Annotated in this window: 22 protein-coding genes; 9 read left to right on the forward strand and 13 right to left on the reverse strand. The window is 33.7% G+C overall.

The genetic code is table 11. The features are described 5' to 3' along the window. From ACQKCJ_RS12195 to rpsF, 5 genes are all read right to left on the reverse strand, one after another. Positions 1–6,488: immunoglobulin domain-containing protein (locus ACQKCJ_RS12195; protein WP_427402094.1), on the reverse strand; the 6,488-nt coding region annotated here is incomplete at its 3' end. 1,268 nt (positions 6,489–7,756) lie between these two features. After that, on the reverse strand, positions 7,757–8,230 hold the full coding sequence (locus ACQKCJ_RS12200) for a DUF6495 family protein (RefSeq protein ID WP_271335396.1): 474 nt from the start codon (positions 8,228–8,230) through the stop codon (positions 7,757–7,759). A gap of 144 nt (positions 8,231–8,374) precedes the next feature. Next, positions 8,375–8,815, reverse strand: a complete 441-nt coding sequence (gene rplI, locus ACQKCJ_RS12205; protein ID WP_271335395.1) for a 50S ribosomal protein L9 — start codon at positions 8,813–8,815, stop codon at positions 8,375–8,377. 66 nt (positions 8,816–8,881) lie between these two features. Further along, positions 8,882–9,178, reverse strand: a complete 297-nt coding sequence (rpsR, locus tag ACQKCJ_RS12210) for a 30S ribosomal protein S18 (RefSeq protein WP_002987043.1) — start codon at positions 9,176–9,178, stop codon at positions 8,882–8,884. A gap of 5 nt (positions 9,179–9,183) precedes the next feature. Then, complete coding sequence (rpsF, locus tag ACQKCJ_RS12215) at positions 9,184–9,525, reverse strand: 30S ribosomal protein S6 (RefSeq protein WP_007810575.1); 342 nt, start codon at positions 9,523–9,525, stop codon at positions 9,184–9,186. A gap of 177 nt (positions 9,526–9,702) precedes the next feature. Between rpsF and ACQKCJ_RS12220 the strand changes: the two genes are divergently transcribed. Further along, positions 9,703–10,401 carry a LytR/AlgR family response regulator transcription factor gene (locus ACQKCJ_RS12220; protein WP_065449575.1) on the forward strand — a complete coding sequence of 233 codons (699 nt, stop codon included), beginning with the start codon at positions 9,703–9,705 and terminating at the stop codon, positions 10,399–10,401. 1 nt (position 10,402) lies between these two features. Here ACQKCJ_RS12220 and priA read toward each other — a convergent pair whose 3' ends face one another. The 7 genes from priA to nadC form a co-directional block, all read right to left on the reverse strand. Continuing rightward, positions 10,403–12,853 (reverse strand): replication restart helicase PriA, encoded by a 2,451-nt coding sequence (gene priA / locus ACQKCJ_RS12225; RefSeq protein ID WP_427402095.1) that lies wholly within the window; start codon positions 12,851–12,853, stop codon positions 10,403–10,405. Positions 12,854–13,115: 262 nt separating this feature from the next. Next, on the reverse strand, positions 13,116–13,313 hold the full coding sequence (locus ACQKCJ_RS12230) for a PIN domain-containing protein (RefSeq protein ID WP_427402096.1): 198 nt from the start codon (positions 13,311–13,313) through the stop codon (positions 13,116–13,118). Continuing rightward, positions 13,313–13,576 carry a hypothetical protein gene (locus ACQKCJ_RS12235; protein ID WP_427402097.1) on the reverse strand — a complete coding sequence of 88 codons (264 nt, stop codon included), beginning with the start codon at positions 13,574–13,576 and terminating at the stop codon, positions 13,313–13,315. The genes ACQKCJ_RS12230 and ACQKCJ_RS12235 overlap by 1 nt, the downstream gene beginning before the upstream one ends. Before the next feature lie 58 nt (positions 13,577–13,634). After that, entirely contained in the window at positions 13,635–14,366 is a 732-nt protein-coding gene (bla-B1-FLAV, locus tag ACQKCJ_RS12240) for a subclass B1 metallo-beta-lactamase (RefSeq protein ID WP_427402098.1), read from the reverse strand. A 15-nt stretch (positions 14,367–14,381) separates the two neighbouring features. Next, a complete protein-coding gene (locus ACQKCJ_RS12245) occupies positions 14,382–14,813 on the reverse strand; it encodes a DUF2147 domain-containing protein (protein ID WP_271335390.1) in 432 nt (143 codons plus the stop codon). Between the two features lie 4 nt (positions 14,814–14,817). Further along, entirely contained in the window at positions 14,818–15,738 is a 921-nt protein-coding gene (locus ACQKCJ_RS12250; protein WP_271335389.1) for a YihY/virulence factor BrkB family protein, read from the reverse strand. A gap of 87 nt (positions 15,739–15,825) precedes the next feature. Further along, positions 15,826–16,683 (reverse strand): carboxylating nicotinate-nucleotide diphosphorylase, encoded by an 858-nt coding sequence (gene nadC / locus ACQKCJ_RS12255; protein WP_427402099.1) that lies wholly within the window; start codon positions 16,681–16,683, stop codon positions 15,826–15,828. 349 nt (positions 16,684–17,032) lie between these two features. Between nadC and ACQKCJ_RS12260 the strand changes: the two genes are divergently transcribed. The 8 genes from ACQKCJ_RS12260 (at position 17,033) to rlmH (ending at position 23,296) form a co-directional block, all read left to right on the forward strand. Next, positions 17,033–18,133 carry a DNA alkylation repair protein gene (locus tag ACQKCJ_RS12260; protein WP_427402100.1) on the forward strand — a complete coding sequence of 367 codons (1,101 nt, stop codon included), beginning with the start codon at positions 17,033–17,035 and terminating at the stop codon, positions 18,131–18,133. Between the two features lie 32 nt (positions 18,134–18,165). Beyond that, positions 18,166–18,921, forward strand: a complete 756-nt coding sequence (locus tag ACQKCJ_RS12265) for a YwqG family protein (protein ID WP_271335386.1) — start codon at positions 18,166–18,168, stop codon at positions 18,919–18,921. A 241-nt stretch (positions 18,922–19,162) separates the two neighbouring features. Continuing rightward, positions 19,163–20,044, forward strand: coding sequence for a pirin family protein (locus tag ACQKCJ_RS12270; protein WP_271335385.1), 882 nt, complete (start codon positions 19,163–19,165; stop codon positions 20,042–20,044). Between the two features lie 3 nt (positions 20,045–20,047). Further along, entirely contained in the window at positions 20,048–20,443 is a 396-nt protein-coding gene (locus ACQKCJ_RS12275) for an OsmC family protein (RefSeq protein WP_271335384.1), read from the forward strand. A 6-nt stretch (positions 20,444–20,449) separates the two neighbouring features. Continuing rightward, positions 20,450–20,734 (forward strand): GNAT family N-acetyltransferase, encoded by a 285-nt coding sequence (locus ACQKCJ_RS12280; protein WP_271335383.1) that lies wholly within the window; start codon positions 20,450–20,452, stop codon positions 20,732–20,734. 228 nt (positions 20,735–20,962) lie between these two features. Further along, a complete protein-coding gene (locus ACQKCJ_RS12285) occupies positions 20,963–22,381 on the forward strand; it encodes an adenosine deaminase (RefSeq protein ID WP_271335382.1) in 1,419 nt (472 codons plus the stop codon). 51 nt (positions 22,382–22,432) lie between these two features. Further along, the gene (locus tag ACQKCJ_RS12290; protein ID WP_271335381.1) at positions 22,433–22,735 is read left to right on the forward strand and encodes an antibiotic biosynthesis monooxygenase family protein; all 303 of its coding nucleotides are present in this window, start codon (positions 22,433–22,435) and stop codon (positions 22,733–22,735) included. Positions 22,736–22,822: 87 nt separating this feature from the next. Then, on the forward strand, positions 22,823–23,296 hold the full coding sequence (gene rlmH / locus ACQKCJ_RS12295) for a 23S rRNA (pseudouridine(1915)-N(3))-methyltransferase RlmH (RefSeq protein ID WP_035628752.1): 474 nt from the start codon (positions 22,823–22,825) through the stop codon (positions 23,294–23,296). A 40-nt stretch (positions 23,297–23,336) separates the two neighbouring features. On the opposite strand, the gene ACQKCJ_RS12300 is transcribed toward rlmH, so the two are convergent. Beyond that, on the reverse strand, positions 23,337–23,960 hold the full coding sequence (locus tag ACQKCJ_RS12300) for a hypothetical protein (protein ID WP_427402101.1): 624 nt from the start codon (positions 23,958–23,960) through the stop codon (positions 23,337–23,339). Between the last annotated feature and the right edge of the window lie 106 nt (positions 23,961–24,066).

Here is a 24,066-nt window from a genome sequence, read left to right on the forward strand (position 1 = left end):
CAGAAGTTTTGTGTTCCCGCAGTTACCAAACTTGGTGTTCCAGGATCTGTTACTATTACGGCAACTTCCAGTCTCAATGCACTCTCACAAAGTGAAGTTGCATCTTTTATCGCCGCATAATAAGTACCACTTGTTAAAGCTGTTGTACTTGGAATCAATGTTCCGCCATTTAAAGCAGTATACCAAACGATATTAGATTCGTTTAACTGAATACTTGCAAAAGTTGGCGCAGTGGACTGACAGAAATTCTGTGTTCCCGCAGTTACTAAACTTGGCGTTCCCGGATCGTTAATATTCACTGTTATTGCTGAACGAACAGAACTCTCACAACCTAATAAATCTTGTATGGCTCCGTGATAAATTGTTCCATTTATCAAAGCTGTTGTTGGATCTAGTGCAGTTCCCCCTGTAGAGGCAAGATACCAAACTACATTGGCTTCATTTGCCTGAAGATCTGCAACCGTTGGTACATTTATCAAACAGAAATCCTGAGGATTATTGGTCGATGTAGGAGTTGGCGGATCATTAACCATTACAGTAGCAACCTGAAGCTCTCCATTTTTATTCGGACATGTCGTATCGCTTGTAACAGCAACATAATAAGAAATAGGGCTCATAGCTGTTGTTATACCAGAAGCTTTTAAAACTCCTGTAACACTATCAACGGTATAAGTTATGCCATTAATTACTCCACTAAAAACAGGCTGAGTTTTATTGGAATCTAAATACCAAAGAAAAATTGGGCTTGTCAAAGTACTTGTTGGCGTTAACGTTGCAGTTGTACCAAGGCAAATAGAAGCATTATTTACCGTAATGTCTGTTGTCAGAGAAGCTGGTAAAATGGTAAATGTTACTTGTTTTCTATCTGCTGGCAAAGTTTCACAAAATTCATTAGAACTAACTCCAACATAATAAGTATAAGTTCCAGGAGCTAATCCTGGTATTATTAATGTAGCAGTTGTTGCACCAGCCACTAATTGGCTTGTAGTTCCGTCAAATTTATACCATTGATACACTGGATTAGTTAGTGCAGGTAATCCATTTAAAACTGCATTCAATGTTACAGTACCATCTTCAGTACAAACAATAGTTCCATTATTTCCGTTTATTGTTACGTTTTCGATTGCAGCTGCAGGAGTAGTTGCTCTAACAACAACCGTAACTTCTCCTCTTTCTAAGGCTGCACAACCGTAACGAATTGGCTGAACATAATATTTATAAGTACCCGCTGCCAAAGTAGCAGGAATTGTATAGGTTTGACCACTTACTAGTAGATTCCCTCCAATTGGCGAATCATACCAGGCGTAATTTGCACAAGATTTTGGCGGAACCGTGAGCGTAATAGGTGCTCCCGGACAAACCGTAACCTTATTATCAGTATCTTCTCCAATAACTGTAGTATTAGTTACACGATCGATAGTATGAACTCTAAGCTGATCCAAAAGAGTAACAGCACCGCCCAAAGTAATTACCACTCTATCATATGGCTGTGTCTGAGGTGAAACAATTGTCATAGCCACAGTGTCTCCGGAAAGCAGTTTCAAAGTCAACAAACCTGTATTATTATCGCCTTGTATTGGTCCTCCAACAGCAATATTTCCTGAATAAAGCTGAATACTTAATCTTGAAAGTAAACCAACGGTTAAAAGAGTTCCGGGCTTAGAAATTGTAATTCGTAAACTATCTCCCACCATAGATGGTGTTCTAAAAGTTGCTGTTAACTCGGCAGCTGCAAGCACTCCTACGCCATTAAACAGGGTAGCATAAGTAGCAACATCTCCGTCAGCTACATTCCATGGATTTGAAACACCTACAGTAGCTGTTAATGCCCCAAGACCAATAGCTTTTTTTACACCAGAGAAAATATCTTCGATATCTCCCTGTCCACAGGCAATTTGCGTCACTTCTTTTTTATAGTAAGCATCATAAACATTAATGTTTTGTGCCACACTTACAACAGATCCTAACTGCACTCTGATACCATCATAATCCTGAACTCCAGCTGTATTCGAAGGAACAAATGTATATTCGAACGAATTCTCACCTGGCAATAAATCTAATAATGATCCTGATACTGATTGCAATGTTCCAATATCAATTGGGTTTCCAAGTCCGTCACGTTTAGTTCCAATTACTGAAATACTTGCTCCTACCGCAAGTAAACTATTTTGTAAACCTAGTTTGACTGTTACCGGAGTTCCTTTAGTAATAGTAGTTGGCCACTGTAGATTTTGCCATGTAGTACCAATACCTAAAACCCCTAAGCCAATACTTATTGTTGAATATGTTGCCGGATCTTTATCTACTGCCAAAAGCTCGTTTGTTACCGTTCCGGTAATAACTGTTCCTTTTAATTGAGAATCAGCATACACTCTTTCTAGTAACGTATCGCAAGAAGCAGGGTCCAGAACACTAATTGTTACTGTCTGACTAGTGGTACAAGTTCCATTTGCATTGGTGGCGACCACTGTATAAGTAAAAATACCAACAGTGTTAAGTGGCCCAATACTACTTGAAGGTACAAAATTCCCTTGTGGATCATACCAGGTTATTGTTCCGTTTGATGATGCATTTAAAGTAACTGTAGCTCCTTTTAATACCGCTATCGAACTGCTTACACCTGTTAATGTTGGTAATGGATTTACGGTTACTGCTACCAGAAATTTTACAGATGGACAATCAACACCAGTTGTTTGAGCCTGAATAGAATAATTACCACTTACAGTAATATTTGCCGCAGCGACATCTGTAATTGTATTATCTGCCGAATCAAAGAAAGTATAAGTTGTATTTCCAGATGTGTCAAAATTTGTAATAGCATCACTTAAATTAGCTTTAGCACAACTAGCCAAATTAGGCATAACACTTAAAGCTGAGCCTGCAGGATAATTAACGACTACTGCTTTTAATGTCCCATTTACATTTTCGCAAGTTCCTCCGTTTAGAACAGATACGTAGTAAGTATAAGGTGCAGTAGCATTAAGTCCGCTAACTGTAAGTGCTCCCGTTGTAGCATTTTTAGAGAAAGTAACTCCAGGCTGAGAAACCACCGTAGATCCCGTTATAATTTCTTGCGTTTTATTTTGATCTGTATAATATTTAAAAGTCGCTCCCGATAAAGCAGATGTTGGAGTCAATACAATTCCTCCTGCACAAGAAGCTGTTAGAGGACTTGTAATTGCAATATCCGCAGCTGTTGGGATGGGCAATACATTTACTGTTACAGCTTGACGGTTACTATTTAAACATGGTGTACCACCACGACTTGCTTCCAAATAAAATATAGTAGTAGCATTTAATGCAGCAGTCGGACTAACCGCAACTATAGTTCCTCCAGTTGGGGCATCGTACCAGGTAAAATTTTGTGTTCCTATAGCAGATGCTGACAGTGTCGCAGTTTGTCCAGCACAAATTGGAGATGATACTCCATTTATTGTAGCATCTGGATATCTGTAAGAAGCTTCATAAATATTTAAGCCTGCCGCTAGAGAAACTAATCCGCTTAATCGAATCTGAACACTTGTAAATGGACCTGCCGCTGCAAAACTCGCTCTAAAGCGGTTTCCTCCTAATATCTGAACATTTAAAAGCGAACTAATAGCAATTTGGTCACTATTAGGAACACCTAAATTAAAACTTTGCAAAGTAATATTCGAAAGGGCACTAATATTAAGAAGCCCCACAGGAATTCCTAATTCGACATCTATAATATCACCTGTCTGACCTACTGTAGGAAAACTTAACGTTTGTTGCATATAATCCCCTAGTAACCCAATAGGTACCGAAAGATTAGCAGCAGTTGTATTGTTTCCATCTACTGAGGCTTCATCTGTAGTTGAACCACATAATAAACATCCCGTTGTTCCTCCTTTTGAAGTTACTTGCGAATTCGCCAATAAACAAGAATTAATAGAATTACTTATAGTAACATTTATCACAGTTCTTGTGTTACTGACACAATCCGTAGCAGTACTTCTGGCAGCTATATAAAAACTTGTATTCGCTATTAAAACTGGAGATGGCGTATATGAATTTGTACCAGATGACAGTAAGGCTCCATTAGTTGGAGCATCATACCAATCGTAAACTACGCCAACCACAGGATTTGAAACCTGTAGAGTAACATTTTGTCCAGATTGAATCGTTATATTTGACGATACCGGAACAGGAGCCAAAGGTCTAGGATTAACATTGACATCCACTCGTGTACGAGTTGTACTCACGCAAGTTCCAATTACAGCTTCTACATAATAAGGAGTAGTAACAATAAGGTTTGGCGTTGTGTAAGAAGTTCCCGTAAACAATAATGTCCCGCCATTAGCTAGGTCATACCAATTATAAGTTGTTCCTGCAACTGGCGAATTTACCGTTATCGTTGTCGATTGTCCACTACATAAATTTAAAGGAGTTGGGACAACCGTTGTTGGAGCTACAGGATTATTAACTGTAACCAAAACAGGAGTCCTTTCACTATTCACACAACCATTACGAGTAACCTCTACATAATAAGTTGTATTAGCAGTCAATGCAGGAGTTGTGTACGCCGCTGTACTAACCAATAAATTTCCTCCGGTTAATGCATCATACCATTTGATACTTTCCCCCAAAGCAGCATCCGACGTTAATGTTGTTGTTTGTCCACTACAAATTGTAGTATTACCGGTTATTGTTCTTGGTTTAAATGTATACGAGGCTCCATAAATGTTAAGACTAGTTAGTAATGTAGCCAATCCTCCCAGCCTAATCTCTACACGATCAAAAGCAGATCCTGCTTTAAGACTCGCTTTAAAACGATTACCAGTTAACAATTGGATATTTAAAAGAGAACTATTTACCGCTATTCGGTCATTATTATAAGTAGCACCGTTATAAGTAGCTAATGAAATATAACTTAAGGCGCTTATATCTAAAAGTCCGGTTGGAATTTCTAAATCAACCGTAATAACATCTCCGGCTTGACCTGGATTGTTAAATTGTAGTGTTTGCTGAATCCAACCGTTTATCAAACCAGCCGGAAGACTAAGTCTTGCTGCTGTACCACTATTTCCATCAACTGAATTATTCGGAGCTGTTACAGAACAAAGCAAACAAATTCCGTATTGCGTAGTTTGCTGACTATTAGCATCCAAACATCCTCCTGGTGAACTAGTTGAAACAGTTACCGTCACAGGAACTCTTGTTGCGCTTACACATCCTCCTGCAAGATTAACTGATTCAACATAATAAGTTTTTGTGGCTGTTAAAATAGGAGTCGTAAAAGTAGTAGAATTAGCTAATAATTTGGTTCCTCCTAAATCGGAATCATACCAATCTAAACTGACACCAGCTTCAGCTGTAGAAGCATTTAAAGTTGCATTTTGCCCGGAAAGTATGGTTACACTTGGCGTTAATATCGTCGCAAGCCCCGGAACCGGAGTAGAAGTAACCGTTACCGCAGTACGAGCAGACTTACAGGCTCCAATGGAAGCTTCTACATAAAAAGTAGAAATACCTACAGGCACAGTTGGCGAATAACTATCTCCCTTTCCCGTATTTAATGCTACTCCACCAATCGGCACATTATACCAGGAATAATTTGTTCCTAATACCGGATTTATCACTGATAATGCCGTTACCTGTGTTGGTCCTGCTGAACAGATTGAAGTTCCTGCAGCATTTACTGCGGGTTTTATAGGGTTCAATACATTAATTACAACTGGTACCCGCGCATCACTTTCGCAACCAGGGCTTCGTGAAGTGCTTACATAATAAGTAGTAGAAGCTGTTAAAGCTGGTGTCGTATAATTACCACTGGTAGAAAGTGCAGTAGTAGATGTTGGTGAATCATACCAGGCTACAGTTGTACCAGGAGCGGCAGTAGCCGAAAGTGCTATAGATTGCCCTGTACATACAGATTGCGTATTTCCTCCCGTAATTGTAGGGCTAGCAAATTGTAAGCGTACATCGTATATTCTTAAATTTGTTAACAAGCTAAGAAATCCACCAGTTTGTATTCTAATTTGGTCAGCATCGGTCGTAAGTGTGTACTTAAAAACACCCCTTGTATTTCCTGCCAATAATGCTACATTTAACAGTGGATTATTTAATCCAACCACGGGACCTTCAGTTACTGCAACTGAATTTTTTGCCTGAATACTAATGTTAGACAGTAAATCAACACTTAAAGGCGAATTGGAACCATAATAAACAACTATTTGATCCCCGGGTTTTGCCATTTGACCAAGAGTTAATGTTTCTTGTGCAATACAATTACCTACAGCAACCGCATTTGTTAATGAAGCATAAGTATCTAAATTTCCGTCAAATGCATCATTTGGATTAAGAACACTTGTTCCAAGACACAACAGACCGCCACCGGCGCTATTTGTCTGTCCAGTAGGTTTACAAAACGTCTGTGCATAATTTATATTGCAAAACAGCAATAGAACTAATAAAGCCAACAATCTCTTCTTAACGATGAGATCATAAAAAGTAAAATTTTTTTTCATAATTTGGAAGATTAGAAAATGGACAATAAAATACCTGTTGCGATAAGCACGTATGCTTAGGCAATGTTAAAAAACGTTAATAATCAACTAGTTAAAATGAAATTTAAATTCGTAGTATACTAAGAATCTAAACTGCATTTAAATAAAAAAATCATGTCGTATTGCGTATACCGAAGTATACAAAAGAGCAGTTTTTATTCCTGTAGAATAAAAAATGTCCAGAAAAATTTTGGGAATATTGATCTGAATCAATCTTCCAGAAGGAGTGATTTGTTTTAGGTTTAATTTTCATAAAAGAAAATTTAAGTTGAGTAGAACTGGGGAAATTCTTAATATATAAGATGATTCAATATTTAAAGAAAGTTGATTAGGCGATCTGTAAATTTTGCTGCATTAGAATTAATTCTAAAAATTGAATCATTAATTTTTTTATCAGGAGAATTATTGGTTTAAAAAAAATTAAACACGAAAATCCTCTTTATTAACAAAACCGCCGATTGGATTTTGAAAATAAAAAACTGTTTAAACTATTAAATTGTTGAAAAGGGCTTGCATTTGCAAAAAAATCAAATTTGGAAATAAACTTAATTACTTTCAAACAGATAAAAAATAAAGCTATAAGAATAGGACTAATTAATGCAAACTTAATAAAGAAAGTAAATGTCAATTCCATAAGCAACTAATTTTAGGTTATTATTCAAATTTTTAAAATTTCAATAAACACAAATACTATTATTTAATTTTGAAAAAATTAATAACTACAATTAGATTGCTTTTTAATGTGTGTTTTTGGAAACTATAATCTTAATTCCGAAAGCACAAAACTTACTTTGTTTAACTTTCGTATTCTAAAATTAAAAAAAAGCAAAATATAAAACAAACGTAAAATTCCTATTTTTTTAATTTTAAAAGAAATTTAAATTCATAAAAACAGTTAAAACATCAGAAAAACCAACGTTTTTTAAGTAAAAACAACTATTATAAATGTTTAAAAAAAATAATTCGTTTTATGTTAAATATTAAAAAAGTAATATTAAGATTACATATACAGTATAACAAGGGACTAAAACACAGTTTAAAAAGCTAATTTGAAAAGCAAAACCTACATTTAAAATTCAAAAGTAATTTTCTTTACGTTATTCTAAAAAAAGGAGTGGAAATACGGGGTAAAAAAAACAAAAAAGTTTAAACGAAAGTTAAAAAAATAAAAAAAAGGCAAATAATTAACAATCAATTATTTGCCCTTTTTTGAAGAGATCAAGAATAAATTACGACTCAATAATAGTATTAATCTGAGTGAATAATTGTCCATCACTTAAGAATGCCCCTTGTTGAATCAATTCAAAAATTGATGCATTTCTATCCTCAGTAAATACTTTTTTACCTACTTTCATTTCTATATTTTCGGTGAACATATTATCGCTCAACCATTGCAGACCTTCCTTAGTTAAAAAATCAGTTTCAGGCACCACAGATTTTAAAACAATAGATTGTACATCTTTTTCAAAACATTTAAATAAGAAGATATGATTTTTAGAAAAATGCTCTAAAAATTCTGCTCTTGACAAAACACCTTCCCAAATCAGATCTGAGAAAACATCAAGTTCCTGTTCTGCCACTTCCGGCTTATTAATTTTAAGAGAATCCCACTCTGCTTTATCAATTGTCTGTGTAGCTAAAAAATTAGCGAATTCTGCGTGCAATTCATCAAACTGCTCTTTTGTTAATCTTGCGTATTTCATTTTCTTTTCAGGCTTTATGCCTTACGCTATAAGCTTTTAAGCAAGATGCTTTGCGCAAATAACTTTAAGTCTAATTAATTATTATTTCTTTTAAACAAAAAAATCCCGATTCGCATCGGGATTTTTATATAGTATATAAAACGATTACTTTTCAGCAACAATTTCGTATGGTAATTCAATGATTACATCTCTGTGTAAACGCACATTTGCAGTGTATTTACCAGTACGTTTAACGATACCGCTAGTGATGAATTTTCTATCGATTACTTGTCCACCTTTAGCTAAAGCTTCAGCGATATCAATATTCGTGATTGAACCGAATAATTTTTCTCCACCTGCTTTTGCAAAAAGTTTAATTTCAATCGCTTTCAAAGTTTCAGCTAATGCTTTTGCATCACCAACAACTTTAGCTTCTTTGTGAGCTCTTTGTTTTAGGTTTTCAGCCAATACTTTTTTAGCAGAAGGAGTTGCTAATGCAGCAAAACCCTGAGGGATTAAAAAGTTACGACCGTAACCAGCTTTTACAGATACTACATCATCTTTAAATCCTAGATTCTGTACGTCTTGTTTTAAAATAAGTTCCATGTTGTTGTCCTTTATTTGAGAAGTTAGGTTCCATCTTACCGGAAACCAACAACTTTGTTTTTAATATTATTTTAATAAATCCGCCACGTATGGCATTAAAGCTAAGTGACGAGCTCTTTTTACAGCTACAGAAACTTTTCTTTGGTATTTTAATGAAGTTCCAGTTAAACGACGAGGAAGAATTTTTCCTTGCTCATTAACGAATTTCAATAAGAAATCAGCATCTTTATAATCGATATATTTGATTCCTGATTTTTTGAAACGACAGTACTTTTTAGTTTTGTTAGTTTCAATGTTTAAAGGCGTTAAATATCTGATATCTCCGTCTTTTTTTCCTTTTGCAGATTGCTCTATTGTAGACATAATAATTAAGCTTTAGTAGATTTTAATTTGGCTCTTCTTCTTTCAGCCCATGAAATAGCATGCTTGTCTAAACTTACAGTTAAGAAACGCATAACTCTTTCGTCACGTCTAAATTCAGTTTCAAAAGCAATTAGAACTTCTCCAGCTACTTTGAATTCGAATAAGTGATAAAAACCACTTTTTTTGTTTTGGATTTCGTAAGCCATTTTTTTCAGACCCCAATCCTCTTTTGACACCATTTCAGCTCCTCTACTAGTAAGAAATTCTTCAAATTTCGTTACTGTTTCCTTCACCTGAACCTCAGATAAAACGGGATTTAAAATGAAAACAGTTTCATAATGATTCATAAATACAATATTTATTTGTTAAAATTGGGTGCAAAAGTAACCATTAAATTTATATATACAACACTTTTTTGCTTTTATTCGTTATAAAGTAAAAAATGCAGGCTGATTTTAGTTTTTTTTACAAAATTATAATACATTTACTACTGCTATCCTGAATTTATTCTAAATCTTAATGTTATGAAACTAAACTGTGTTGTTGTAGATGATAGTTCTATACAAAGGACAATTATTGCAAAATTAGTTAATAATCACCCAGGTTTGCACTTAATCGGGGATTTTTCTAATGCAATCGAAGCAAAAAGCTGTATTTCTCTAAATAATATCGACTTAATATTTCTAGATATCGAAATGCCCGTTATTAATGGTTTTGACTTCCTTGACGGCTTAAAATCTAAGCCGCAAATTATTTTTATTACTTCTAAAGCTGAATATGCTTTAAAAGCTTTTGACTATGATGCTACTGATTATCTTCAGAAGCCCATTGCCGTAGATCGCTTTAATGCTTCTGTAAAAAGAGCAATTGATATGCATTTACTCAAAAAGGATGTCAAAGAAGAAGAAGGCGAACATATCTTCATCAAAAGCAACCTTAAGAAACTTAAAATCTTTACAGCAAAGATAAAATGGATTGAGGCTTTTGGGGATTATGTAAGAGTAGTAACTGAAGACGACAGTAATTTGGTGCTTTCGACAATGAAATCTTTTGAAAATGATTTATCAAAAGACAAGTTCATACGTGTACATAAATCGTATATTATTAATATCGATAAAGTAGAACGCTTTAATAGTAAATTTGCCGAAATTGGCATTACAAAGATTCCACTTAGTCGAAACAAAAAAGAAGACTTAGTAAAAGCATTGTCAACGTCGTCATAATTTAATAAAAATCGACATTGGCAATTACCTTTATGGCTCTGTACTGAGCAACAGCCTCAAAACTATTCAACATTTTCTGAATAGTTTTTTTTGTTGCTCCCAAAGGCATATTCTGTGGAATCTTAATGAGTATAGTTCTGATATACTCATTCCTGATTCTGCTAATTGCAGGTTCTTCAGGGCCTAAAACCGGAATACCTAAATTCTGACTCAAAACCTGATACAACCACATCGAACCTTCTTTTAATTTATCGAATTCACGATGTTTCAAAGTAAGCTTTATAATCCTGAAATAAGGAGGATATTTATAAATCATACGATCGTATAATTGCTCCTTATACATACCCATATAATTATGGGTTGTAACCTGCTGAATCGTATTGTGATTTGGATTATAGGTTTGAATAACTACTTTTCCCTGCTTTTCAGATCTTCCTGCTCTTCCCGCTACTTGTGTCATCATTTGAAAACTACGTTCAAAAGCCCTGAAATCAGGATGATGCAGCATATTATCCGCATTCATGATCCCAACTAGACTTACATTATCAAAATCTAAACCTTTGGCAAGCATTTGTGTTCCTACCAGAATATCAATTTCACGATTTTTAAAAGAATCGATTATCTTCTCAAAACCAAATTTTCCGCGAGTAGTATCCTGATCCATCCTGCCAGTTTTGGCCTTAGGAAAAAGTGACATTAATTCTTGTTCGATTTGTTCAGTTCCAAATCCTTTAGTCGTTAAATCAATACTTGAGCAGCTATGACAATGCGTAGGCTTTGCAATAGAGTAACCACAATAATGACAACGCAACTGATTTTTATGCTTATGAAAAGTCAGGCTCACATCGCACTGCTGGCAATGAGGCACGTGACCACAAGTAAGACATTCAATTATAGGCGAATATCCTCGTCTGTTTTGAAATAAAATCACCTGTTCGCCCAAAGACAAAGCTTCAGTAATTTCTTCGATTAAAAGATCACTAAAATGTCCCGTCATTCTTTTTCTAAAATGCTTGTCTTTTAAATCAACTAAAAGAATTTCAGGCATTCGAACATTATTATAACGTTCTGCGAGAGTCACTAAACCGTATTTATCACTTTGCGTATTAAAATAAGTCTCAATACTAGGCGTTGCAGATCCCAAAAGCACTTTGGCATTATGAAAATTAGCCAGAACAATAGCAGCGTCCCTGGCATGATAACGCGGTGCAGGATCCGTTTGCTTAAAGGTTTGCTCATGTTCCTCATCAACAATCAATAAACCTAGATTATTAAACGGTAAAAACAAAGCTGACCTCGCCCCTATCACAATTTGAGCTTTAGCTGAATTTTCGAGTGTTTGTTTCCAAACCTCCACCCTTTCATTATTACTGTATTTAGAATGAAAAACAGCCACCTTATCTCCAAAATGAAGTCGCAAGCGCGAAACTAATTGTGTGGTAAGTGCAATCTCCGGCAACAAATACAAAACCTGTTTTCCGGTAACTAAATATTCTTCAATTAATTTGATATAAATCTCTGTTTTTCCGCTTGACGTGACACCGTGCAATAAACAAACTTCTTTCTCTAAAAAACTTTCCTTAATCGCTGTAAAAGCCGTTTCCTGCGGTTCACTTAATAACAATTGTTTTTCAGTTGCCTGCCCTTCAAACGAAACCCTGTCCTGCTGTAAAAGATATTCTTCAAAAATTTCCTTATCAATCAAAGCCTTCACAATAGCCGAAGATGAATTTGAAACCTCAACAAGTTTTTTTACCGTAATAGGTTTCTTTTCAGAAGCCATCAATTGGAAATAAGACAAAACAATTTCCTTTTGTTTATTGGCACTTTTCAAAACTTCCAGCAATTCTCCTAAGCCATTATCTGATTCGTATTTAGCATGTAATTTTACATACCGAACCAATTTTGGTTTGTAACTTTCTTTTATTTCCTCTTCTAAAACAATAATATCTTTGGCTATCATTTTTTGAAGAATCGGAAAAATATTTTTCTTATTTAATATCGAAATAATCTCCTGAACTTTTAAAGCACTTTGTTGCTGCAATGCTTCATAAACCAAAAATTCATCATCAGAAAGTTCGTTCTCATTTACTTCAACATCTGCTTTATAAGAAATAATGGTTTCACTTTCCAGCAATAATCCACCTGGAAAAGCGCCACGATATACATCGCCAATACCACACATATAATAGGTCGCCACCCAAAGCCAGTGTTTGATCTGGATCTCGGTCGCAATAGGTTTTTCGTCTAATATTTGATGAATTTCCTTGGCATCATATAAGCTTGGCTCATTTTCATGAATATCAATTACCAGCGCCGTATATATTTTACTTTTACCAAAAGGCACTGCAACTCTCATTCCTTTTTTAATGAAATGAAATTCAGCCTCAGTAATACGATAAGTAAAGGTTTTAGCTAAGGAAAGCGGTAGAACAACTTCGACAAAAAACATGTAAATATTTTATAAGATTGAGAAAACTATCTGAAAAGGGATCAAAAAGGAAAAATTTAAACTCTTTCAAACCAATTCTCCATTTGAATTCCGTTTAGAAGTTTAAAATCTTTACTATTATCAGTAACGAGAATTAATTGATTTTCGATTGCAGTAACACCTATTAAAAGGTCAAATTCGTCATTTATTGGTTTTCCAATTTTCCTAAGCCGTACTTTTTCGGTTGCGTATCTTTTAATCGAACCGAAAATTGGAATAATAGTTAAACCTTTAAAAAAACATCTACTGCTTTATTAGACTTTATTGGATCATCACTATTTTCGGCACCAAAACGAAGTTCTGCAACTGTAATTTCAGAAATGTAACAATTCTCCAGTCCAACTTCTTTTACTATTTTATCAAGATTCAATCTTCCTCTTAAAAAGAAAACACAAATGCTTGTATCAAGTAAATATCCCATTAAAATTTAATTTCAGTTTTTTTAAATTTTCTGTTGGATTTAATTTCAGAAATAATTTCTTCTGCAGATTTTTCAGAAGCAAATCCCCCAAAAGACTTATAAAAATTATTCTCTTTGGATTTAGTAACTTTTAAAGATTTTGTAAGCCTTTCGATAAGTTCGAGTTTATTCGAAAAACTTAGCCCTTCAAATAAATCTGAATAACTTTCAAGTATATTTTTATCAGTTATAGTCATTTTCAATCCAATTAAATTAATTTTCAAATATAAGCAAAATTAAGCTATTTTAAATAATACGCATTAAAGAAACCATTCTCAATAATCAATGGACAGCATTATATTTCTGAACCAATTTTAAAGTATGATTTAAAGAATTTAGATCTTTCCAATCATCATGACCGGTAATAATGTATTTAGGATTTTTAAATTTCGCTTGTACTTTTTTAATAGATTTCTCCCATTCTTTTACATCAGCATCACCTAAATAGCCTAAATCTGTTGCTTCTGTACTTTTAATAAAACAACCTCCATAAAGTACTTTTTCTTTATTAAACCAAACCACAATATTGTCTTGCGCATGGCCTTTACCTGGATAATAAACCTCAAATGCATATTGTCCAACCTTAAATAAGGTATCATTTGGAATCACAAATTCAGCTCTTTTTTCCTTATTTTTTTCAAGGATCTCATCGGTTAATTTTATAGTATAAGTTTTAATTCCTTTTTGTCTGTAAAAATCTAAACCACCTGCCCTGTCTTCGTGAGAATGTGTGGCAAAATGCATCACAACTTCTTTATGATGCCTTGCTTTTATACTGTCTAATAAGGGCTGAAATTGCGTTTTATCCCAAGGCGCATCAAACAATACTACGCCTTTGTTAGTAACGAGATACATTGCATTTGCAGCAATCAGGTTTCCCTTATACTCATGAAACGTTTTATAAACATAAAAGTCACCTGTAAGATGACTTATTTGTAATGGCGAATTCTTAGATTGCCCAAAACTATTATATAGTATGGTTAAGAATAAAATTATCGATGCTAATTTTCGCATTTTATTTTTATGAAATTAATTCTTCACTCTTGTCCAGTATTGCGTTCTTCCCATGATAGAGATTCCTACATAACCGCGAAGTTTAAGTTTATCAGCAGATTCAAGGGTAATATAACATTTGTATTTTTTACCATTTGTAGGATCAAAAATAGTTCCTCCGCTATATTCATCGCCGTCTTTTTTAAGTCCGTTGATTATATTTAAACCTAAGATTGGTTTGTTTTTATCTGCACCTTCACATTTTACACAAACATCTTTTTTATGATCGGCGCGAAGTATCTCTACTACTTTACCATATACTTTTCCTGACTTTTCGTAAATCTCTACAATAGATTTTGCTTCGCCGGTTTCATCGTCAATTGTTTTCCATTTCCCAATAACACTTTGACTGTGAATTGTACCTAATGTTAGGAAGAAAACACCAATAGTTAATATCCAATTTTTCATAATATTATTTGTTTTTTTGTTTTAATTTTCTGATAGTGGCGTTCAATTCGAACCCCAAAAGCAGAATCATACAGTTTATCCAAATATAAAACATTAGAATTAATAATGTACCAATTGAACCATAAAGTTCGTTGTATTTTGAGAATTTTATAACCCAAATCCCAAAAAAGAACGAAGATATAACAATTAATATAGTTGTAAAAACAGATCCGATGCTAATAAAAGGCACTTTATTATACTGTTTCGTCCCATAACGCAATAATATTGAAGAAGTTATCAAAATCATTAAGATTACAAACAAATATCGTCCTAAAATAATCAGCGGAATACGATCACTCAAAACATCCTGAATGATTGTTTTTTGAATAAAGACCTCAAAAACTACAATTGTAGCCACTGTTACAAACAATATAATTGTCATAACAAGCGAAATTGCGAGTGCAACCAAATATTGACTAAAAAAGCCCCGTTTGTCAAAAACATGCTTAGAAGATTCGAAACCACTTAAAATTCCGTTAATACCATTTGCCATCAAAAAAATAGAAAGCAAAAATCCTGACGACAACAAACCTGAATGACTATTATTTAAGATATCACTGATGATTTTATTGATCGCGTCATAAGTATTAGGAGGAACACTTTGCTGTACGAACAGCAAAAAATCTGCCTGAAAATTTTCTATCGGTATAAAAGGAATTAAGTTTAAAATAAACAAGGCAAAAGGAAACAAGGCCATAAAAAAACTAAATGAAACAGCACTTGCATGATACGAAAATGCTCCTTCGATGATACCAATGGTATACATTTCGAGTAAATCATACAACGAAAGACCTTCTAACCAAGGCAATTTTATCCTCTTAAGAAATCGGGCAATATAGCGCACAACAGGAATCTTTTCAATCCGATCTTCTATCTCTTGAGACATATTTTTTTGATTTTAGTCCCGATGCCTCGGGATTGAGTTTAGATTTTTGATTCTCTAAAACTCATAAATTCACAACTTATAACTTCCTTAAAAAGCCTTTAAACTCAAATCCATATTATAAACTGAATGCGTTAAAGCACCTGATGAAATATAATTCACTCCACATAACCCATATTCACGAATCGTTTTTTCGTTGATATTTCCTGAAGATTCCGTCTGGCATTTTTTACCAATTAGCTTTACCGCCGTTTTAGTATCTTCATAGTTAAAGTTATCAATCAAAATTCTGTGAACTCCGTCACTTAATAAAATTTCACGGATTTCGTCAAGGTTTCTGGCTTCTACAATAATTTTCAAATCTAAATTATTCGCTTTCAAATATTCCTTTGTTTTTTTGATCGCTAAAGTAATTCCGCCTGCAAAATCAATGTGATTGTCTTTCAACATAACCATATCATATAGTGCAAAACGGTGATTTTCTCCACCTCCAATTTTTACGGCCCATTTTTCTGCAGCTCTGAAGTTTGGAGTTGTTTTACGGGTATCTAAAATTTTAGCTCCGGTTCCTTCTAAAAGCTGAACATATTGATCTGTTTTTGTAGCAATAGCAGACATACGCTGCATGGTATTCAAAACTACTCTTTCTGACTTTAAAATAGACTGGGAACTTCCTGAAACTTCAAAAACAACATCGCCGTATTCTACATGTGTTCCGTCTTCTATATATGTTTTGATTTTTAGTTTTGGATCTACATATTCAAAAATCTTTTTTGCAAGTGCAACACCCGCAATAATCCCCTGATCTTTTACCAATAATTTAGCCTGGCCATGTGCTGATTCAGGAATACACGCCAATGAACTGTAATCGCCTGTACCTACATCTTCTCGGATTGCGTTGCTAATCAATAGTTGTAATTCGGTTTGAAATTGTACTTCGCTAATCATTTTTCTTAAATTTTATAAGATGCTAAAGTAGGACATATTTTATGGATTTGAAAGTTTACTGTCTGTGAAAAATTTCTTAGGTCTAAAAACATTAATGTAAATTATAAGGAAAACGCTTATTTTTTCAACACATAGAAACATAAATCTTCGGTTCTGCAAAAATGTGTTTCACTTGTATTAATTCACATCGCTAAATACATTCAGCTATGTGTGAAAATTTAGATTTTTTAAAAATATCTTTTGTCTATAATTTTATTATCTATGTTTCTAATGTGTTTAAAATTTCAAACAGAATCTATAATTTTAATTGAAAACATTAAATATCTTTGAGGTTCATTCAAAAAAAATCATGGGCTTAATTAAAGATATTTACTCGGTTACTTTTTACGAAAAATTTGGTCAGGCTGTCGCCGACGTGCATCCGGCTTTCGATAAACAAAAATTTATTGAAGCCATTTACGAAGGCGATTTTACCCAAAAAGAATGGAAAGACCGCATGAAACACACCACAGTGGTTTTGCATCAATTTATGCCTGAAAATTTTCATGAAGCAGTTTTGTTGATTGATAAAATCATCGAAAACTTAAAGAAAAATAAATTTACAGAAGGTAATCTTGCTTTTATATTTTTTGCCGATTATATCGAAACCTATGGTTTAGATGATTTTAAAACCTCAGTAAAAGCCTTTGTTTCAATAACACAATTCATTAGCTGTGAATTTGCCGTTCGCCCTTTTGTTTTAAAATACAAACAAGAAATGATCGATGAAATGACAAAATGGTCGTTACATGAAAATCATCATGTTCGGAGATTATCCAGCGAAGGCAGCCGACCAAGATTACCGTGGGCAATGGCAATTCCGTTTCTCAAAAAAGATCCCGCTTCTATCCTGCCCATTTTAGAAAACCTTAAAAATGATCCTTCAGAATATGTACGTCGAAGTGTTGCCAATAACCTGAATGACATCGCCAAAGACAATCCGGAAGTTGTATTGGAAATTGCCGGAAAATGGTACGGAATAAGCCCGGAAACTGATGGTATCATCAAACACGGTTGTCGTACTTTATTAAAGCAGGGACATCCTGAAATTTTAAGCCATTATGGACTGGAAAGTACCAATATCGAACTTTCTGATTTTGAAATCAGAACACCAATTGTAAAAATTGGCGATCATCTGCAGTTTCAATTTCATTTAAATAATAAAAATGAAGAAGCCAAAACTGTTCGTTTAGAATATGCCGTACATTATAAAAAATCAAAAGGACATTTGGCTAAAAAAGTCTTCAAGATCAGCGAGAAAACCTATCAACCCAATCAATTGATAAAAGTCGATAGAAACCAGTCTTTCAAAATAATTACGACCCGGGTTTTTCATACGGGAGTTCATCAGTTATCTATTATTATTAACGGAACTGAAAGTGAGACTTTGGAATTTGAATTGACAGAATAAAAAATCAAAAACATACAATTAAAAAATAGACAATGATATTCCCTGAATACTTAAAAGAATTTGAAAATGATCTGGCAAAATACAAACTGGATTATATTCAAATAAATGCGAAACCTATAGAAAAAGAAACTGTTTTGTCTTTTACCCAAAGCAAATTTCTAGGAAAACCATACTTACCACTAAATGCAGAATATCCTAAAGACAAAACAGGAAAGCCGATGATTTTATTGGCTCAGCTTAATTTTTCAGAAATACCATCATTAGAAAATTATCCTGATAAAGGTATATTGCAATTTTATGTTTCCGGTGAAGAATGGCCTGACATGGAAGATTATAAGATATTGTATCATGCTGAAATAGAAGACCCTCAGACTAATTTCGAATTTCTGACTGAAGAATTATATTCAGATTCACCAATTAATTGCGAACATACTTTGACTTTTTCAAAAGAAGAAGAATATGGCGGTGTTCAGGATTTTCGATTTGACTTTAGTTTCAATGGTTTGGATTATTGGGAATTTGAAGAGAAATTAGAGGAATCTCAAAAAAAAGAAATCGAAAAACTATTTGATAATGAAGGTCATAAAATTGGAGGTTACGCTTATTTTACACAAGGTGATCCAAGAGAATATGACGAAAAAGCAAAAAACGACATTTTATTACTTCAAATCGATACTGATGAAGAAATAATGTTTGGCGACAGTGGCGTTGCTAATTTTTTCATTAATAAAGAAGATCTTATTAATCGAAAATTCGAGAAAGCTTATTTTACCTGGGATTGTTGCTAGACAAATCATAGATTACAAAACAAATCATTTTAACAAACTGATAATGAACATAAATTTCACTAATTACCAATAATTAATCTGAGGTAATTAGTGAAATTCGTGTTATATTTATAATCCTGTTAGAGTACTTATTATTCTATTTCTTACTTTTATAAATAATACCAAAAGTATATTTCTTAATCTAAATTAAGTTACTGATTGTAACTTCAACAGTAATTTTGCTTCAACTAAAACAAATACCATGTCAAATATTAGTTTAATTATCGAAGAACGTGCTGCCAATATTGGCAACTTTATGGTAGGCAGATTATTGCCTTTCCGTGAAAAAAGAGCTGTTGGACCATTTGTATTTATCGATCATATGGGACCTGCACATTTAAGTGATCATGAAAACATGGACGTTCCCCCTCATCCGCATATTGGTCTTTCTACCCTTACATTTTTGTTTGAAGGAAGCATCATGCACCGTGATAGTCTGGGAACCGAACTAGAGATAAAACCGGGAGCGGTAAACTGGATGACTGCCGGCAAGGGAATTGTACATTCTGAAAGAACACCTGAATATTTAAGACATTCTGACAAAATGCTTCATGGTTTGCAAATTTGGGTGGCATTGCCAAAAGAACTGGAACAAATGGATCCAAATTTTACGCATGTCGAAGCAAGTGATATCCCAAGTTGGGAAGAAGATGGCGTTTCATATAAATTAATAGCCGGAGAAGCATTTGGAAAAAAATCACCAGTTCCGGTCTACAGTCCGTTATATTTTATTGAAATTAAAAGTACCGGAGCTAAAAAAATAAATATCGGTAAGGATTTATTTGGAGAAAGCGGTTTATATATTCTTGAGGGAAGCATTAAAAGCGGCGAACATGTTTACGATCCTAAGCAAATTTTAATTACTACAGACAGTACTTTATGCGAGTTTGAGTTAGCCGAAAATTCTACGGTTTACATTTTTGGAGGAACACCGTTTCCTGAAGAACATTTTATCTTTTGGAATTTTGTTTCTTCGGATAAAAATACAATCGAAAAAGCAAAAAAAGACTGGATAGAACAAACTTTCCCTAAAGTTCCGGGTGAAACTGAATTTGTACCATTACCTGAACCAAGAATCAAATAATATATGGAAACTATCTCAGCACAAATAGATACGCGTTTGTATCGAACGGAAATAAAATCAGCCAGCGGAAATATCCTGATTGCTGATGAACCACAGGAAATGGGCGGCAAAAATTTAGGTTTTAGTCCGTCAGAACTTTTGGCTTCGTCTTTAGCATCCTGTACTTTGATCACGTTACGAATGTATATAAATAGAAAACAGTGGGATGTTTCTGAAATTAATATCAAAGTTGATTTTGAAAGAGATTCTGAGCAAAATGTTTCTTTATTTACACGCAAAATCGAAATTATAGGCGAAGTAGATCAAGCACAAAGGCATCGATTAGAAACAATAGCCAACAGTTGCCCAATACACAAAACATTAACACATTCAATCGAAATTAAAACTACATTAATATAACTTATCATGGAAATCAAACAAATAAACGATACAAGAAGAGGCTATTTTGAAGCTATTGAAGACGAAAAACAAGCTGGAAAAATGACGTATACCTGGGCTGGAGATTCTAAATTCATCATTGATCATACTGAAGTCAATGAGGAATTCAACGGAAAAGGTGTTGGTAAAAAACTTGTTATGGCCGCTGTAGAATATGCCAGAACCAATAATCTGAAAATTATTCCGCTTTGTCCTTTTGCAAAAAGTGTTTTTGATAAGGTAGAAGAAATTCATGATGTATTGTTTTCTTAAAGCTGCTGAGGCTCTAAGTTTCTAAGTTTTTTTTACCACAAAGGGCGCAGAGAATTACGCAAAGTTCGCAAAGTTTTTTAGACAAAGCTTTGCGAACTTTGTGTTTATAATAAAGTTTAGGTATAATAAAAATCTTGCGTCCTTTGCGGTAAAAAATCACTACAATGAAATTCAATTTTCAAATTTCCGCAGAAACTCGTATATTTGCATGTAATTTAAACTTAGAGTATGACGAGGATAATTACACTTTTCTGTTTTTTCATAGCACAAATCAGCTTTTCTCAAACAGCTGAAAATTATTTAGATAAAAACAGAAATAACGAAGCTCTCTTAACAGCTTTCTTTCAACAAATGCCAAAAGGCGGCGATTTACACCATCATTTTTCAGGATCAATTTATGCAGAACCTCTTTTGGAAAGAGCAATTGCACAAGATTTTTATTTGAATTTAGAAACCATGGACGTCTCTAAAACAAAACCTGCAAAAGGCAATTGGCAGACTTTCTCTTCTCTTAAAAACGAAGGTAAACTTGCTTTTTACGAGCAACAAGTAATGCAAACCTGGTCGGCTAAAGATTATAACGGCGTTTCTGTACCATCTGACGATTTATTTTTTGATTCTTTTCAAAAGTTTGAACCTACTATCCAGGGGCATTTTGCAGAAGGAATGCTCGAATTAAAAAAACGCGCCATTGTTGAAAACGTAAGTTATATCGAAACACAATTATCAACGATTCCGTGTGATATGAACGTTTCTGATTTAACAGATTTCAATACAAAATTACGTCAGGCAGCTTCTCAAAGAGATGAAAAAGCAGTTCTGAAACTTTTAGACGATTTGTATAAAGCAGTTCAAAAGAAAGATGCTAAAAAATATGCTACAGATTTCAATACCAATTTTATAGCAAAATTGCACAAAGACTTAAAAATTGATGATGATCGTTTTACTATGCGTTATCAAAATTTTGTACTTCGTTTTATGGATCCTGTCGATTTATTCAAGAATCTGACTATTGCCTTTATCTCTGCAAATGACAGCAAATTGGTTGCCGGTGTAAACATTGTTTCTCCGGAACATGGAGAAAATTCGATGAAAGATTATTGGCTGCATATGGTGATGTTCAAATATTGCCATTCTAAATTTCCTGATGTAAAATATACGCTTCACGCTGGCGAATTGACTCTTGGTTTAGTGCAACCTGAAGATTTGACATGGCATATTAATGATGCTATTTATGTCGCAGGAGCAAACAGAATTGGTCATGGAGTGGATATTGCTTACGAAGCAAATTCATATGATTTATTGCGCTATATGGCAAAAAATAATATTCCTATAGAGATCAATTTGACAAGTAATGAATTCATTTTGAAAGTAAAAGAAAGCAGACATCCGTTTGTACTTTATAAAGAATTTAATGTCCCAATCGTGATCAGTACTGATGATGCAGGGATTTTAAGAACAAATATGACGGAACAATACGTTTTACTGGCCAAAAGATATCCTGATGTTTCATATGCAACAATAAAACAATACGTTTACAATAGTATTAATTACAGTTTTATTCAGGATTCATCAGTTAAAAAACAATTATTGAAAGATTTAGACGCAAGATTTAAAACTTTTGAAGCTAAATTTCCTAAAAACTAACGAAACCTAACAGGTTTTTAAAACCTGTTAGGTTTGCCAATATTAAGCTATATGATTCTAGAAGCCGCATTTCTTTTTGTAAAACCTGAATTAGCAAATCAATTTGAAGCTGATTTTGCAATAGCAAGTCAATACATTTCATCCATCGATGGTTATCTTGGGCATCGATTAGAGAAATGTCTGGAAGTCGAAAATAAATATCTTTTATTGGTTGACTGGAATACGCTTGAAGATCACACCCAAGGTTTTAGAAACTCTGAGGCTTATCTGGAATGGAAGAAAATTTTACATCATTATTATGAACCGTTTCCCATTGTAGAGCATTTTGAAACTGTTTTTGAGAATAAAAAATAGCCCACAGATTATGCGGATTAAACAGATTGACACAGATTTTTTTTAATTCGTGCTGATTCGTGAAATTCGTGGCAAAAAAAAATTAAAATGAATATCAAACTTATCGCCATTGGCAAAACCGATAATAAATCGTTACAAACTTTAATAGACGATTACACCAAGCGTTTGTCGTTTTACATCAAATTTGATTTGGAGATTATTCCGGATATCAAAAACGTAAAGAATTTATCTGAAAGCCAGCAAAAAGAGAAAGAAGGCGAACTGATTCTTGCTAAATTAACACCAACGGATCAATTGATTTTATTAGATGAAAACGGAAAAAACTTCTCCAGCGTTGGTTTCTCTGAAGAACTGCAAAAGAAAATGAACTCCGGAATTAAAACTTTAGTTTTTGTAATTGGCGGTCCTTACGGATTCTCTGATACGGTTTACAGCAAAGCACAGGGGAAAATATCACTTTCGTTAATGACATTTTCACACCAAATGGTTCGCTTGTTTTTTATTGAACAATTGTATCGCGGGTTTACGATTTTAAGGAATGAACCTTATCATCATCAGTAAAAGAAATTTGTTTCAGGTTTTATTTGTTTCAACTTTTAAGTTAGAAAATAAATTCTTCTGTAATATTTGCGAATGATTCTAGTTTCTGAACCAAAATTTTGTCCTGAATATAGGCATCGAAACTCATATTTTTATCAAAACAGAATTGCATTTTTGGCTTAACAGCAAAGTCAAGACTTGCGATGTAATTTAGTAATTCTTCTTTTTTAATGATTTGGTTGTTAACCTCAACAGTTTTATTATTCTTAAAAAACACAACTAACCCCTCCGATTTTGGTTTTTCTAATTTATAATACACTTTCGTGAAAGGTAAAAAAGCCAGATTCATTCCGATAGAATCAGCATACGAATAATAGTTTTCTGCTTCTTCATTTTTGTGCGCGCTATCCGCACGCTTTTTATCCTGAAGTTTTATTACTTCGGGAATTACTAGTTTTAATGGCAAACGTTTGTCTATATTAAAAAGCCAGTTGGTAGAAATAATGCTGTTTTTTCGGTTTACATCTGCGATCGTATCTTTTCCTTCTGTTTTAAAGAAAATATAAATTGGCGAATGATCCTGAACATCTTTCACTATAGAAACATTTGCTTTTGGAAGCAGGACGTCTTCTTTTTTTTTACATGAAAATAAAAGCAAGGCAATGATTAAAGTAAAGTATTTCATAAAAATTAGTTTTATTTATTTTTTAACCTGTTAATGTATTTCACTTAATATTAATAAACTCAGAGTATTTCATTTCGATGCAGGAGAAATCGCATTGGTAATTTCG

This window comes from Flavobacterium sp. NPDC079362 (genome assembly GCF_050267765.1).
Taxonomy (GTDB): Bacteria; Bacteroidota; Bacteroidia; order Flavobacteriales; family Flavobacteriaceae; genus Flavobacterium; species Flavobacterium azizsancarii.

Excerpts from the sequence above, each read along its gene's own strand:
- ACQKCJ_RS12230 (WP_427402096.1), bottom strand. The coding sequence starts at position 13,313 with ATGGGATATTTACTTGATACAAGCATTTGTGTTTTCTTTTTAAGAGGA.
- nadC (WP_427402099.1), bottom strand. The coding sequence starts at position 16,683 with ATGATTAGCGAAGTACAATTTCAAACCGAATTACAACTATTGATTAGC.
- priA (WP_427402095.1), bottom strand. The coding sequence starts at position 12,853 with ATGTTTTTTGTCGAAGTTGTTCTACCGCTTTCCTTAGCTAAAACCTTT.
- ACQKCJ_RS12290 (WP_271335381.1), top strand. The coding sequence starts at position 22,433 with ATGATTCTAGAAGCCGCATTTCTTTTTGTAAAACCTGAATTAGCAAAT.
- ACQKCJ_RS12275 (WP_271335384.1), top strand. The coding sequence starts at position 20,048 with ATGGAAACTATCTCAGCACAAATAGATACGCGTTTGTATCGAACGGAA.
- ACQKCJ_RS12250 (WP_271335389.1), bottom strand. The coding sequence starts at position 15,738 with ATGTCTCAAGAGATAGAAGATCGGATTGAAAAGATTCCTGTTGTGCGC.
- rpsR (WP_002987043.1), bottom strand. The coding sequence starts at position 9,178 with ATGTCTACAATAGAGCAATCTGCAAAAGGAAAAAAAGACGGAGATATC.
- ACQKCJ_RS12265 (WP_271335386.1), top strand. The coding sequence starts at position 18,166 with ATGATATTCCCTGAATACTTAAAAGAATTTGAAAATGATCTGGCAAAA.
- ACQKCJ_RS12280 (WP_271335383.1), top strand. The coding sequence starts at position 20,450 with ATGGAAATCAAACAAATAAACGATACAAGAAGAGGCTATTTTGAAGCT.
- ACQKCJ_RS12200 (WP_271335396.1), bottom strand. The coding sequence starts at position 8,230 with ATGAAATACGCAAGATTAACAAAAGAGCAGTTTGATGAATTGCACGCA.
- ACQKCJ_RS12270 (WP_271335385.1), top strand. The coding sequence starts at position 19,163 with ATGTCAAATATTAGTTTAATTATCGAAGAACGTGCTGCCAATATTGGC.
- ACQKCJ_RS12245 (WP_271335390.1), bottom strand. The coding sequence starts at position 14,813 with ATGAAAAATTGGATATTAACTATTGGTGTTTTCTTCCTAACATTAGGT.
- ACQKCJ_RS12300 (WP_427402101.1), bottom strand. The coding sequence starts at position 23,960 with ATGAAATACTTTACTTTAATCATTGCCTTGCTTTTATTTTCATGTAAA.
- ACQKCJ_RS12285 (WP_271335382.1), top strand. The coding sequence starts at position 20,963 with ATGACGAGGATAATTACACTTTTCTGTTTTTTCATAGCACAAATCAGC.
- bla-B1-FLAV (WP_427402098.1), bottom strand. The coding sequence starts at position 14,366 with ATGCGAAAATTAGCATCGATAATTTTATTCTTAACCATACTATATAAT.
- rlmH (WP_035628752.1), top strand. The coding sequence starts at position 22,823 with ATGAATATCAAACTTATCGCCATTGGCAAAACCGATAATAAATCGTTA.
- rpsF (WP_007810575.1), bottom strand. The coding sequence starts at position 9,525 with ATGAATCATTATGAAACTGTTTTCATTTTAAATCCCGTTTTATCTGAG.
- ACQKCJ_RS12260 (WP_427402100.1), top strand. The coding sequence starts at position 17,033 with ATGGGCTTAATTAAAGATATTTACTCGGTTACTTTTTACGAAAAATTT.
- rplI (WP_271335395.1), bottom strand. The coding sequence starts at position 8,815 with ATGGAACTTATTTTAAAACAAGACGTACAGAATCTAGGATTTAAAGAT.
- ACQKCJ_RS12220 (WP_065449575.1), top strand. The coding sequence starts at position 9,703 with ATGAAACTAAACTGTGTTGTTGTAGATGATAGTTCTATACAAAGGACA.